Genomic DNA, 13,098 nt, shown 5'->3' with positions numbered 1-13,098 from the left:
CGATCATCAGCTCGTACCCGCCGGGGTCGACCCGTTAACCCCCTGTGGACACGTCCCAGCAGGCCAGCCCGGACAACGGGAACGTTAAGTCAACCCCCCCTCCCCTCCCCCCCCCCACCTCCCCCCCCCCCCTCCCCCCTCGACCATTGGCTGACCGGCCTGCTGCCGGCCGACTTCCCGCCCACCGGGGTGGCGCTGCTGGCGGTCGGCGGACTGGGCCGCCGGGAGTGCGCCCCGCACGGCGATCTCGATCTGGTGCTGCTGCACTCCGGAGTGCCCGGCATCGCCGAGCTGGCCGCCGCGCTGTGGTATCCGATCTGGGACGCGCGGCACGGGCTCGACCACTCGGTCCGGACCCTGCCGGAGGCGCTGTCCGTGGCGCACGACGATCTCAAGGTGGCGCTCGGGTTACTCGACGCCCGGTACGTGACGGGGGACCGGGACCTGGCCGAGCAGCTGGTCGTGGCGGCGGCGGACCAGTGGCGCCGGACGGCGCCCCGCCGCCTGCCCGCCCTGCGGGAGCTGACCGAGGCACGCCGGGCGACACACGGCGAACTGGCCTTCCTGCTCGAGGGCGACCTCAAGGAGGCCACCGGCGGGCTGCGGGACGTCTCGGTGCTGCGCGCCATCGGCCGTGCCGGGATGACCGACTCGTCCCGCCCGGCCGTCCGGGCGGCCCATCGACGGTTGCTGGACACCCGGGACGCACTGCACCTGGTCACCGGCCGCCGGGTGGACCGGTTGCTGGCCCAGGAGCGGGCGGCCGTCGCCGCGCTGCTGGAGCTGCGGCAGCCCCAGCCCGGCGGTGCCGACACCGTACCGCCGCAGCCCGGCGCGGCCGACCAGGTGTGGCGGGAGGAACCGGAGGTCAACGACGGCGACGCGCTGCTGCGCCGGGTCGCCAGCGACGCCCGGACCATCAGCCACGCCCTGGACGACGCCTGGCGCGCGGTGGCGCGGCTGCGCACCGGCCTCGGCCGGCCGGCCCCGGTCAGCAGCCGCGGCGGGGCACCCGGGACCGGTACCCGAGCGGCCCGCCGTCCGGTCGCGACCGACGTCGTCGAACAGGACGGCGAGCTGGTGCTGGCCCGCGCCGCCATCGGCCCGCGCCCGGACCCCAGCCTGTCGCTGCGGGTGGCCGCCGCGGCGGCCACCCACAATCTGCCGATCGCGCGGGCCACCTGCGAATGGCTCGCCGCGTACGGCCCACCGCTGCCCACCCCGTGGCCGGCGCCCGCCCGCGCCGCGTTCCTCCGCCTGCTCGGCGCGAGCGCGGGCCTGGTGTCCACCTGGGAGACCTGCGACCGGTACGGCCTGGTCGACGGCTGGCTGCCCGAGTGGCCCCGGCTGCGCAGCCTGCCCCAGCACAACCCGGTACACCGGTTCACCCTGGACCGGCACCTCGTGGTCACCGCCGCCGAGGCCGGCCGGTACGCCCGCGAGGTGGACCGGCCCGACCTGCTGCTGGTCGGCGCACTGCTGCACGACATCGGCAAGGGCCTGCCGGGTGGCGACCACAGCACCGTCGGGGCACCGATCGCCGCCGCCGTCGCCGCCCGGATCGGGCTGCCGGCCGCCGAGGTGGCGCTGATCGAACGGCTGGTCCGGTCGCACCTGCTGCTGCCCGAGGTGGCGACCCGGCGGGACCTGAGCGACCCGGTCACCATCGCCGGGGTGGTCGAGGCGGTCGGCGACGTCGGCACCCTCGCGCTGTTGCACGCGCTGGCTCGGGCCGACGCCCGGGCCACCGGGCCGGCCGCCTGGTCGGACTGGAAGAACCGGCTGGTCGCGGAGTTGGTCGACCGGGTACGCACCGCGCTGGACACCGGGCAGCTGCCCGCCCCGCCGGAACCTGATCCGGCGCTGGTCGCCGGGCCGCTGCCGGCCCTGCGGATCACCGCGGACGCGGTGACGGTGGCGGCGGCCGACCGGCGCGGTCTGCTCGCGGCGGTGGCCGGCTGCCTCGCCGCGCACCGGCTGGAGGTGCTCACCGCCGACGCCTGCGCGGTGGCCGGACGGGCCCTCGTGCGCTGCCGGGTGCAGCCCCGCTACGGCAGCCCGCCGGAACCCGCCGCGCTCGCCACCGACCTGCGCCGGGTCCTCGCCGGCGACGACTCGGTGACCCGGCGGCTGCGGATCCGCTCGGCGCCCCTGCCCGGCGCCGCGCCCCGGGTGGTCTGGCATCGGGGCGCGGCCACCGACGCGGCCGTGCTGGAACTGCGGGCGGCCGACGGAGCCGGCCTGCTGCACCGGGTGACCGGCGCGTTGGACGCGGCCGGCGCCGTGGTCCGGGCCGCCCGGGTCAGCACCCTGGGCGGCGACGTGGTGGACGCCTTCTACCTGGAGGGGGACTGGTCCTCGGCCAGCGACCGGGACCGGGTCGAGGCCGCCGTCCTGGCCGCCGTGTAAGGAAGGGCACCTTGTTATCGCCTTTTGTATAGGAAGGGCCCTCTCCTAACCGCCGGCCTCCGGGGGCCGTGCGCGCTGGCGCTGGTGCTGGCCGGCGGACCGGCCGAGCGGCGCGCATCGGCGCGCATCGGCGCGCATCGGCGCGGGGCAGGGTACGTCCGGGGACGTACCGGGAACGCCGCCCGTGGGCCGACGCGGGCCGGCGGCGTGGGCGGCAACCTGGGGGCATGACCGAAACCATCGACGGGCCGCCACCGGTCCGGGCGCGGGGGCTGACCAAGCGGTACGGCGACCTGGTCGCCGTGGACGGGTTGGACCTCACGGTACGGCCCGGCGAGGTGTACGGCTTCCTGGGCCCGAACGGCGCCGGCAAGACCACCACCCTGCGGATGCTGCTCGGACTGGTCCGGCCCACCGCCGGCGAGGTACGGCTGTGCGGCGTGCGGCCGGGCGAACCGGGTCACCTGGACCGGGTCGGCGCGCTGATCGAGGGGCCCGCGTTCTATCCGTACCTGTCCGGGCGGGACAACCTGCGCCTGCTGGCCCGGTACGCGGGCGTGCCGGCGTACCGGGTCCCGGTGGTGCTGGACCTGGTCGACCTCGCCGGCCGGGCCGGTGACCGGTACGACGGCTACTCGCTGGGCATGAAACAACGGCTCGGCGTGGCCGCGGCGCTGCTGAAGGATCCCCGGCTGCTGATCCTGGACGAACCGACGAACGGGCTCGACCCGGCGGGGATGGCCGACATGCGCACCCTGATCCGGCGGCTCGGCGTCGGCGGCTGCACGGTGCTGCTCTCCAGCCACCTGCTCAGCGAGGTGCAGCAGGTCTGCGACCGGGTCGGCGTCCTGGCCGGGGGCCGGTTGGTGGCCGAGAGCACGGTGGCCGAGCTGCTCGGCGGCGCGACCCTGCGGGTGGTGGCCCGACCGCTGGACCGGGCCGCCGACCTGGCCCGGGCGCTGCTGGGCGACGCCCCGGTCCGGGTCACCGACGACGCGCTCGAACTCGCCGTGCCGGCCGACCGGGCCGCCGCGGTGAACGCCGAGCTGGTCGACGGCGGGGTGGCCGTCAGCGAGCTGCGGATGCGCGAGCGGGACCTGACGGACGTGTTCCTGGAACTCACCACGAAGGGTGGGCTGACCCATGCGGGGTAGTGTCGGCGCGGAACTGCTGAAGCTCGTCCGGCGGCCGGCCTCGTGGCTGCTGCTGGCCGTCGCACTGGTCCTCAGCCTGCTGTTCACGTACGTCATTCCGTACGCCGGTTACGCCAGTGGGACGGGCGGCCCGACCGCCGACCGCGGTCTCGCGGCGATGCTGCCGGGGAACCTCGTCGGCAACTCGATCGCCGGGCTGCCGGTGTTCCTCGGGTCGGTCACGCTGATCCTCGGGGTGCTGACCCTCGGCGGCGAGTACGGCTGGGGGACCTGGAAGACGCTGCTGGCGCAGGGCCCGTCGCGATCGATCGTGCTGGTCGGCAAGCTGGTGGCGTTGGCCGTCGCCGCGCTCGCCGTCGTACTGGCGGTCTTCGGGGTCGGAGCGGTGGCCAGCGTGCTCGTCGCGACGGCGCAGGACCAGCCGGTCGCCTTTCCCGGCCCGGCCGACCTGCTGGCCGGCATCGGTGCCGGATGGTTGATCGCCACCATGTGGGCGGCGCTCGGTGGCCTGCTGGCGGTGCTCATGCGCGGGGTGGCGCTGCCGGTCGGGCTCGGCCTGGTCTGGCTGCTCGCCGTGCAGAACCTGCTGGCCGGCATCGCGGCCCCGCTGCTGGACTGGGTACGGCAGGCCCAGAAGGCGCTGCCCGGCCCGAACGCCGGTTCGCTGGTGGCCGCCCTGGGCGCCACCCCGGACACCCCGGGCGTGGCGTCGCTGGTCGGCGGTGGCCAGGCGAGCGTGGTGGTCGCCGGCTATCTCGTCGGGTTTGTCCTGCTGACGGGGCTGCTCCTGAACCGGCGTGACATCCTGTGATGTCATGCGGAGGTTGACCGGTCCCGGCGACCGGTTCTGGACGCTGGTGGCCGACCCGGCCATGGCGGTCAGCCTGCTGGCGTTCTCGCTCTTCGCCACGCCGCTGGCCGGGCGGCAGCAGCCGGGTTCGGTCCCCGTCGACGCCCTCGGCGAGCTGCTGATCGCGGTGATCACCCTGCCGCTGGCCGTCCGCCGCCGCCGGCCGCTGGGCACGCTGGCGCTCATCGCCCCGGTGACGGCCGGCTATCTGGTGTTGGGCTACCCGTACGGCCCGGTCCTGCTCGGGTACCTGCTGGCGGTCTACACGGTCGCCGTCCGGCTGCCGGTCCGCCGCTCGGCCGGGGCGGCCGGGCTGGCCGCCGTCGCGCTCTCCGCGCACGTGCTGTGGTCCCGGGGCGCGCCGCAGGGGCTGTCCGGCCTGCTGCCCGCGTCGGCCTGGACGGTCGTACCGTTCGCGTTGGGCGTCGTCGTCCGGTCCTCCCGGGAGGCGAACCGGCGGGAGCGCGTCGACCAGGCCCGTCGGCAGGCCGACGAGGAGCGGCTACGAATCGCCCAGGAGGTGCACGACGTGGTGGGACACGGGCTGGCCGCGATCAACATGCAGGCCGAGATCGCCCTGCACCTGCTGCCCAAACGGCCGGAGCAGGCGGAGACGGCGCTGACCGCGATCAGCCGTACCAGCCGGGAGGCCCTGGACGAACTGCGGGTGACGCTCGCCGTGGTCCGCCGGGGCGACGACCGGCAACCGGCCTCGGGCCTGGACCAGGTGCCGGCGCTGCGGGACCGGTTGGCCAGCGCGGGTCTGCCGGTGACGGTGACGGTCACCGGCGACCGCCGGGACCTGCCGGCCGCGGTCGACCTGGCGGCGTACCGGGTGGTGCAGGAGTCGCTGACGAACGTGCTGCGGCACGCCGGGGCGGCGACCGCGACGGTACTGGTCGACTATGGCGACCGGGAGGTGACGGTGGAGGTGACCGACACCGGGCCGGCGGAGCGGGCCGGGGCGTCGACCGGCCGGTCCGGCCGCTCGGGCGTGCTGCCGGCGGCCCTGGCCGGGGGCCGCCCGGCGCCCGGCCCCGCCGCCGCTGAACCCGCCGCCGGACACGGCCTGGCCGGGATGCGCGAGCGGGTCACCGCGCTGGGTGGCAGCTTCACCGCCGGGCCGCGTGACGGCGGCGGTTTCCGGGTGTACGCCCGGATTCCCGCGGAGCCCCGACGATGAGCGCGGCGGTACCGGTGCCGATCCGGGTGCTGATCGCCGACGACCAGGACCTGGTCCGGCTGGGCCTGCGCACCCTGGTGGAGAGCGAGGAGGGTCTGGCGCTGGCCGGGGAGGTGGCCGACGGGCTGGCCGCGGTGGCGGTGGCCAGCACCGAGCGGCCCGACGTGGTGTTGATGGACGTGCGGATGCCGGGCATCGACGGGATCGAGGCGACCCGTCGGATCGTGGCCGATCCCGCGCTGACCGACACCCGGGTGATCGTGCTGACCACGTTCGAGCTGGACGAGTACGTCTTCGACGCGCTGCGGTACGGCGCCAGCGGCTTCCTGACCAAGGACACCCGGCCCGCCGAGCTGCTCCGGGCGATCCGGCTGGTGGCCGAGGGCGAGGCCCTGCTGTCGCCGTCGGTGACCCGGCGGGTGGTCCGGGAGTTCGCCAGCCGGCCGTCCCGGGCGCGCCGGCCGCATCCCCGGCTGGCCACGCTCACCGAGCGGGAACGGGAGATCGTGGGCCTGGTCGGTGAGGGACTGAACAACGACGAGATCGGGGAGCGGCTGGTGGTGAGCCCGGCGACGGCGCGTACCCATGTGAGCCGGGCGATGACCAAACTGGGCGCCCGGGACCGGGCCCAGCTGGTGGTCTTCGCGTACCAGTCGGGCCTGGTCGACTTCTGACCTCGCCGGGTCCGGTGGGTCGGTGCGGTGCGGCGGCTGGGTCGTCGGCTCCGGTGGGTCGGTGCGGTGCGGCGGCTGGTTGGTCCGCCCGGCGGCCGGGCCGGGAGCGACCGCGCGGGCCGACCGTTACCCTTGCGAAGGGAACGAGCGGCCGGACCACGACGTTCGGGCGAAATTACGACAAACGGGATGCTGCGCCGTGTTTGACACCTTGAGCGACCGACTTTCCGGAATCTTCACCAAGCTTCGTGGCAAGGGCCGGCTCACCGACGCCGACATCGACGCCACGGCACGGGAGATCCGCCTCGCGCTGCTGGAGGCCGATGTCGCGCTGCCCGTGGTCAAGGGATTCATCGGCCGGATCAAGGAACGGGCCCGGGGGGCCGAGGTCTCCCAGGCACTCAACCCGGCCCAGCAGGTCATCAAGATCGTGCATGAGGAGCTGGTGGGGGTGCTGGGCGGCGAGAGCCGTCGGCTCCAGTTCGCCAAGCAGCCGCCCACGGTGATCATGCTGGCCGGCCTCCAGGGTTCCGGCAAGACGACCCTGGCCGGCAAGCTCGCCCGCTGGCTCAAGGCCCAGGGCCACCAGCCGTTGCTGGTCGCCGCCGACCTCCAGCGGCCCAACGCCGTCGGGCAGCTCCAGGTGCTCGGTGGCCGGGCCGGGGTCGAGGTGTACGCCCCGGAGCCCGGCAACGGCGTCGGCGACCCGGTGCAGGTGGCGCGGGCCTCGATCGAGCACGCCCGGCGGGCCGCCCGGGACATCGTGATCGTCGACACCGCCGGTCGGCTGGGCATCGACGCCGAGATGATGGCGCAGGCCGCCAACATCCGCGACGCGGTCGACCCGGACGAGGTCATCTTCGTCATCGACGCGATGGTCGGTCAGGACGCCGTGCGGACCGCCGAGGCGTTCCGGGACGGCGTCGGGATCACCGGTGTGGTGCTGTCCAAGCTCGACGGCGACGCCCGTGGTGGCGCCGCGCTGTCGGTACGGGAGGTGACCGGCCAGCCGATCCTGTTCGCCTCCACCGGCGAGAAGCTGGAGGACTTCGACGTCTTCCACCCGGACCGGATGGCCAGCCGGATCCTCGGCATGGGCGACGTCCTCACTCTGATCGAGCAGGCCGAGCAGGCCTTCGACGCCGATCAGAAGGAGAAGATGACCGCCAAGCTGATGGGCGGCGAGTCGTTCACCCTGGAGGACTTCCTCGACCAGCTCATCGCGGTCCGCCGGATGGGTCCGATCGCCAACGTGCTGGCCATGATGCCCGGGATGGGGCAGATGAAGGACCAGCTCGCCGACCTGGACGACAGCCACTTCGACCGGGTCACCGCGATCATCCGCTCGATGACGCCGGGGGAGCGCAGCAACCCGAAGATCATCAACGGTTCCCGGCGGGCCCGGATCGCCAACGGCTCCGGCGTGACCGTGATGGACGTGAACCAGCTGCTCAACCGGTTCGCCGACGCGCAGAAGATGATGAAGCAGATGGGCGGCATGATGGGCCTGCCCGGTGCCGGGCGCCGCAAGGCGACCAAGTCGCCGAAGAACAAGCGCAAGGGCACCAAGGGCGGCGGGCGACCGCGCAGTGGCGTCGGCGCGGCCGGTGGGCTGCCGGGTGGCTTCCCCGGTGGCATGCCGCAGTTGCCGCCGGGCCTGGACCCCAACGACCTGGCCGGCGGCGGTGGGCTGCCGCCGGGTTTCAAGCTGCCCAAGCTCGACTTCAACAAGCTCAACAAGCGGGACGACAAGCGCGGCTAGGGTGGTGTGTCGTTGACGGTGAGTGCTTCTCCGATTGCCTAGGGTGAGGGGATCCCCATGGAAGGAGATGGCATGAGCGCGGCACCGATCCTGCCTGACTGGCACGAATGGCGGGAGTGGACGGTTGATGACCTGGGCGAGTTGCCGGAGGACCTTCCGTACGAGTTGATCAACGGAAGGTTGATCTTGCCCTCCCCAACTGCCCTGCATCAGGACCTCTGTGTACGCATCCTGCTCGCCCTGGAGGCGAACTGTCCCTCCGAACAACTCGTGGTCTTCGACCTGTCGCTGGCGGTCGACCGGCGCAACGAACCCCGGCCGGACGTCGTGGTGATCCGGCGCGAGCGGGCCAACCGGACCCCGGTACCGGTCCAGGACGCCCTGCTCGCCGTCGAGGTGGTCTCGCCGAGCTCCACGTTCCGCGACATGTACGACAAGGCCAAGCTCTACGCGCACGCCGGGGTGCGCAGCTACTGGGTGGTCGACCCGCTGCACGACAAGATCACGCTGACCGAGTACACACTCGGCGCCAACCGCGAGTACGACCAGGTCTCGTACACCAGTGACCTGTTCGTCACCGAGCGGCCGTGGAAGGTCTCGGTCGACCTGCCGGCCCTCACCGCCCGCCGGGCCGGGCTGCTCGCACCCGACGGGGAGTGATCCGGTAGGACTGGACGCATGGCTCTTCACGTGCGTGGCGTCCTGCTCCCCGACGACGAGGTCCGGGACCTGTGGCTGGTCGGCGACCGGGTGACCTTCGAACCGGTGCCGGGCGCCGAGACCGTGGCCGACGGCGGGTACGTGCTGCCCGGCCTGGTGGACGCGCACTGCCACATCGGCATCGCCCGGGGCGGGAGGCCGATCACCTCGCTCGACCAGGCGCGCGAGCTGGCCATCATCGACCGGGACGCCGGGGTGCTGGCGATCCGCGACGCCGGCTCGCCGTACCCGTATCCGGAGCTGGAGGACGAGCCGGAACTGCCCCGGCTGGCCCGCGCCGGCCGGCACGTCGCGCCGCCGAGGCGGTACCTGCGGGACATCGGCGTGGAGGTGCCGGCGTCGGAGGTCGCCGCCGCGGTGGCCGCGCAGGCCCGCGCGGGCAACGGCTGGGTGAAGCTGGTCGGCGACTGGATCGAGCGGGACGCCGGGGACCTGGCGCCCGCCTGGGACGCCGACACCATGACCGCCGCGGTCGAGGCCGCGCACGCCGCCGGGGTACGGGCGGCCGTGCACACCTTCTCCGAGTCGGCCGTCGAGATCATGGTGCGGGCCGGGGTCGACTCGGTGGAGCACGGTACGGGGCTGAGCCTCGAACTGATCGACGAGATGGCCCGGCGGGGCACCGCTCTGGTGCCGACCATGATCAACATTGCCACCTTCGGCGGCATCGCGGAGCAGGCCCGGAACAGGTACCCGGCGTACGCCGAGCACATGCTGAACCTCCGCGACGGCTTCCCCGAGGTGGTGCGCGCGGCGTACGAGGCCGGGGTGCCGATCTTCGTCGGTACCGACGCGGGTGGCGGGATCGACCACGGGCTGGCCGCCGAGGAGATGCTGCTGCTGCGCGACCAGGCCGGGATGTCCCCGCTGGACGTGCTGGCCGCGGCGTCCTGGGGCGCCCGGGAGTGGCTCGGCTTCCCCGGCCTGGTCGAGGGGGGCCTCGCGGACCTGGTCGTCTATCCCACGGATCCCCGCAAGGATCTGGCGGTGGTCCGCCAACCCCACCGGATCGTCCTGCGAGGCCGCGTCCTGCGCTGACCCGGTCGCGGCGTGCTGCGGCGTTAACAGGGGGCCCTTCCTGTACGGAAAGCGATAACAAGGGGCCCTTCCTTTCAATCGGACGGCGGAGCATAGGATGTGCGGTCATGGCTCGTGTGCTCACTCCCCGTGCGGAGGACTTCCCCCGCTGGTACCAGGATCTGATCGCCAAGGCCCAGCTGGCCGACAACGGCCCGGTGCGGGGCACCATGGTGATCCGGCCGGCCGGGTACGCCATCTGGGAGCGGATGCAGTCCGAGATGGACGGCCGGATCAAGGCGGCCGGCGCCGAGAACGCCTACTTCCCGTTGTTCATCCCGGAGAGCTACCTCAAGCGCGAGGCGCAGCACGTGGAGGGCTTCTCGCCCGAGCTGGCCGTGGTCACCCACGGTGGTGGCAAGCAGCTCGCCGAGCCGGTCGTGGTCCGGCCGACCAGCGAGACCGTGATCGGCGAGTTCATGGCCAAGTGGGTGGACTCCTACCGGGACCTGCCGCTGCTGCTCAACCAGTGGGCCAACGTGGTCCGCTGGGAACTGCGGCCCCGGATCTTCCTGCGGACCAGCGAGTTCCTCTGGCAGGAGGGGCACACCGCGCACGCCTCCGAGGCTGACGCCCGGGCGTACGCCCGCAAGATCCTGCACGAGGTGTACGAGGACTTCCTCGTCGGGATCCTCGGCATCCCGGTGCTGGTGGGCCTGAAGACCGCCCGGGAGCGGTTCGCCGGCGCCACCGCCACGTACACCCTCGAGGGCATGATGGGCGACGGCAAGGCGCTCCAGCTGGGCACCAGTCACGAGCTGGGGCAGAACTTCGCCAAGGCGTTCGACATCACGTACTCGTCGGCCACCGGCGGCGTCGAGCACGCCTGGACCACCTCGTGGGGCACCTCGACCCGGATGCTCGGCGGGTTGATCATGACTCATGGTGACGACAACGGGCTGCGGGTTCCGCCGCGGATCGCGCCGGTCCAGGCGTACGTCATGGTCGTGAAGGACGGCGACGGCGTCGGCGCGGCCGCGACCAAGCTGCGGGACGCGCTGCGCGACGCGGGCGTCCGGGTCGCGCTGGACGACCGCACCGACACCGCGTTCGGCCGCCGGGCCGTGGACGCCGAACTCAAGGGCTATCCGGTCCGCGTCGAGGTCGGTCCGCGCGATCTCGCCGCCGGCAACGCCACCGTGGTACGCCGGACCGACGGCACCAAGACCCCAGTGCCGGTGGCCGACGTCGTCGGGGCCGTGCTGGCCGCCCTGGAGGCCGACCAGCGGACGCTGCACGACGAGGCGTTGGCGCTGCGCGAGTCGCGTACCGTGTCGGTCGACTCGCTGGCCGACGCGATCGCGGCGGCGGCCACCGGCTGGGCCCGGGTGCCGTGGTCGGCGGTCGGGGTGGCCGGCGAGGCCGAGGCCAACGGCAACGGTGTCACCGTCCGCTGCCTGCTCCGGGCCGACGGCTCGGTGCCGGACAACGAGGACGAGCCCGACCTGGTCGCCATCCTCAGCCGCGCCTACTGAGCTGCGTTGAAAGGAGGGGCCCCCTCTTATCGCTTTTCGTATAGGAGGGGCCCCCGCTTAACCACCGGGGAGCGGCGATGCGCTTCGAGCGCGGGCGTTTGATCATGCACCGCAACGTGCGGCGGGGGCGGATCGGCTGGGTCCGTCCGGGCCGGGTGGTCAGCGACGACGATCGCGGGCTGCTGCTCTGGCTGGCCCGGGACTCGCCCGTGGCCCACGAGGTGGCGGCCGACGGTCGGGGGATGCGGGCCATGCCGTTCACCGAGTGGATCACGCGGTCGTACCGACTGGCGCCCGCGCGGTGGGCGGGCCCACCGATCCTGATGTTCCTGCCGCCCGGCGCGGCCCACTCGGTGTGGTGGTGGTTCGACGACCACGGCCGGTTCGTCAACTGGTACGTCAACCTGGAGGAGCCCGGCGTGCGCTGGGATGACGGTCCGGTCGCCGGGGTGGACGTGATCGACCAGGACCTCGACGTGGTGGCACGCCCGGACCGGACCTGGGTCTGGAAGGACGAGGACGAGTTCGCCGAGCGGCTGGCCCGGCCCGAGCACTACTGGGTGGCCGACGGCGCGGCGGTGCGGGCCGAGGGGGAGCGGGTGATCAAGCAGATCGAGGCGGGCGACTTCCCGTTCGACGGCACCTGGACCGACTTCGTCCCGGACCCGTCCTGGGTGGCGCCCGCCGAGCTGCCCACCGGCTGGGACCGTCCACCCGTCCGCTGAGACCCGCCGAGTACGGCCCGGCGCGGCGGTTCCAGCCTCTCGGGCGGCCTGCCTCCACTCGCTCGAACAAGGGGTGCGCGAATCCCGATTGTCCGGAATTCGTGCCAGCAACGCCCATGATCAACGCGGCGAGGGGGAGAACTGGCGTCCGGTGTGAAGGATCGCGGCGTCATCTGGCACAATGGTGCGCTGGTACCCGGTGCGCGACCGGCGCCCTCTACCCCGGTCGTGTCGCCCGTCCATCGAGTTGTCTCCCGGCACAACCCCACTGTGCTGGTCGACGCTCACCGCCCACCGCCCCGTCGGGTCGGTGAGAATCGCAACAGGAGCGAACAGACTGTGGCCGTAAAGATCCGGCTTCTGCGGATGGGTAAGATCCGCAACCCGCAGTACCGCATTGTCGTCGCCGACTCGCGTACCAAGCGTGACGGTCGGGCGATCGAGTTCGTCGGCATCTACCAGCCGAAGCACGACCCCTCGGTGATCGAGGTCAAGTCGGAGCGGGTGCAGTACTGGCTCTCCGTCGGTGCCCAGCCGAGCGAGGCCGTGCAGCGCATCCTGGAGAAGACCGGCGACTGGCAGAAGTTCAAGGGCCAGCCGGCTCCCCCGCCGCTGCTGGTGGCCGCCGAGCGGGCCGACCGCAGGGCCGCCTACGAGGCCGAGGCCAAGGCGGCGGCCGGCGTGGCCGAGACCCCGGCCAGCAGGCCGGCGAAGAAGGCCGCCAAGGCCGCTCCGGCCGAGGCGAAGGCCGCTCCGGCCGCGGAGGCGGCGGCCGAGCCGACCACCGCCACGACCGAGGAGCAGGCCGGTGCCAACTCCGGCGAGCAGGGCTGACGTGGCGCTCCGGCCCGCGCTCGAACACCTGGTGAAGGGCATCGTCGACCACCCGGACGAGGTACGGGTCCGGATGGTCGACTCCCGTCGCGGCAAGCGGCTCGAGGTGCGGGTGCACCCCGAGGACCTGGGGACGGTCATCGGCCGTTCCGGGCGGACCGCGAAGGCGCTGCGCCAGGTGATCGGCTCGGTCGGCGGCCGTGGGGTCCGGGTCGACATCGTCGACTCGTACTGA

At 73.4% G+C, this 13,098-nt stretch carries 12 protein-coding genes; all 12 read left to right on the top strand.

The window, feature by feature from the left end; genetic code table 11:
• The first annotated feature begins 150 nt into the window (after window positions 1-150).
• Window positions 151-2,409 carry a [protein-PII] uridylyltransferase gene (locus ACXN5W_RS25915; RefSeq protein WP_473160992.1) on the top strand — a complete coding sequence of 753 codons (2,259 nt, stop codon included), beginning with the start codon at window positions 151-153 and terminating at the stop codon, window positions 2,407-2,409.
• 227 nt (window positions 2,410-2,636) lie between these two features.
• Window positions 2,637-3,563 (top strand): ABC transporter ATP-binding protein, encoded by a 927-nt coding sequence (locus tag ACXN5W_RS25910; RefSeq protein ID WP_473160987.1) that lies wholly within the window; start codon window positions 2,637-2,639, stop codon window positions 3,561-3,563.
• Entirely contained in the window at window positions 3,553-4,374 is an 822-nt protein-coding gene (locus tag ACXN5W_RS25905; protein ID WP_473160986.1) for an ABC transporter permease, read from the top strand. The genes ACXN5W_RS25910 and ACXN5W_RS25905 overlap by 11 nt, the downstream gene beginning before the upstream one ends.
• Window positions 4,375-4,378: 4 nt before the next feature.
• The gene (locus ACXN5W_RS25900) at window positions 4,379-5,596 is read left to right on the top strand and encodes a sensor histidine kinase (protein ID WP_473160985.1); all 1,218 of its coding nucleotides are present in this window, start codon (window positions 4,379-4,381) and stop codon (window positions 5,594-5,596) included.
• Window positions 5,593-6,270, top strand: coding sequence for a response regulator transcription factor (locus ACXN5W_RS25895; protein ID WP_473160984.1), 678 nt, complete (start codon window positions 5,593-5,595; stop codon window positions 6,268-6,270). Before ACXN5W_RS25900 ends, ACXN5W_RS25895 begins: the two co-directional genes overlap by 4 nt.
• 199 nt (window positions 6,271-6,469) lie before the next feature.
• Window positions 6,470-8,032, top strand: coding sequence for a signal recognition particle protein (gene ffh / locus ACXN5W_RS25890; protein WP_473160983.1), 1,563 nt, complete (start codon window positions 6,470-6,472; stop codon window positions 8,030-8,032).
• A 72-nt stretch (window positions 8,033-8,104) separates the two neighbouring features.
• Window positions 8,105-8,692, top strand: coding sequence for a Uma2 family endonuclease (locus ACXN5W_RS25885; protein WP_473160982.1), 588 nt, complete (start codon window positions 8,105-8,107; stop codon window positions 8,690-8,692).
• Window positions 8,693-8,710: 18 nt separating this feature from the next.
• On the top strand, window positions 8,711-9,790 hold the full coding sequence (locus ACXN5W_RS25880) for an amidohydrolase family protein (RefSeq protein WP_473160981.1): 1,080 nt from the start codon (window positions 8,711-8,713) through the stop codon (window positions 9,788-9,790).
• Between the two features lie 107 nt (window positions 9,791-9,897).
• Window positions 9,898-11,304: a proline--tRNA ligase gene (proS, locus tag ACXN5W_RS25875; protein WP_473160980.1), complete on the top strand. Its 1,407-nt coding sequence runs from the start codon at window positions 9,898-9,900 to the stop codon at window positions 11,302-11,304.
• A gap of 77 nt (window positions 11,305-11,381) precedes the next feature.
• Entirely contained in the window at window positions 11,382-12,029 is a 648-nt protein-coding gene (locus tag ACXN5W_RS25870; RefSeq protein ID WP_473160979.1) for a ribonuclease FAU-1 family protein, read from the top strand.
• Between the two features lie 339 nt (window positions 12,030-12,368).
• The gene (gene rpsP, locus ACXN5W_RS25865) at window positions 12,369-12,863 is read left to right on the top strand and encodes a 30S ribosomal protein S16 (RefSeq protein ID WP_473160978.1); all 495 of its coding nucleotides are present in this window, start codon (window positions 12,369-12,371) and stop codon (window positions 12,861-12,863) included.
• On the top strand, window positions 12,838-13,098 hold the full coding sequence (locus ACXN5W_RS25860) for an RNA-binding protein (RefSeq protein ID WP_473160977.1): 261 nt from the start codon (window positions 12,838-12,840) through the stop codon (window positions 13,096-13,098). The genes rpsP and ACXN5W_RS25860 overlap by 26 nt, the downstream gene beginning before the upstream one ends.

The sequence above is a fragment of the Plantactinospora sp. A48 genome, assembly GCF_055793945.1.
This window is presented reverse-complemented; position numbering and strand designations above follow the sequence as displayed.

Coding starts and splice junctions, on each gene's coding strand:
- proS (WP_473160980.1), top strand. CDS start 9,898: ATGGCTCGTGTGCTCACTCCCCGTGCGGAGGACTTCCCCCGCTGGTAC.
- ACXN5W_RS25900 (WP_473160985.1), top strand. CDS start 4,379: ATGCGGAGGTTGACCGGTCCCGGCGACCGGTTCTGGACGCTGGTGGCC.
- ACXN5W_RS25910 (WP_473160987.1), top strand. CDS start 2,637: ATGACCGAAACCATCGACGGGCCGCCACCGGTCCGGGCGCGGGGGCTG.
- ACXN5W_RS25895 (WP_473160984.1), top strand. CDS start 5,593: ATGAGCGCGGCGGTACCGGTGCCGATCCGGGTGCTGATCGCCGACGAC.
- ACXN5W_RS25880 (WP_473160981.1), top strand. CDS start 8,711: ATGGCTCTTCACGTGCGTGGCGTCCTGCTCCCCGACGACGAGGTCCGG.
- ACXN5W_RS25870 (WP_473160979.1), top strand. CDS start 11,382: ATGCGCTTCGAGCGCGGGCGTTTGATCATGCACCGCAACGTGCGGCGG.
- ACXN5W_RS25885 (WP_473160982.1), top strand. CDS start 8,105: ATGAGCGCGGCACCGATCCTGCCTGACTGGCACGAATGGCGGGAGTGG.
- ACXN5W_RS25905 (WP_473160986.1), top strand. CDS start 3,553: ATGCGGGGTAGTGTCGGCGCGGAACTGCTGAAGCTCGTCCGGCGGCCG.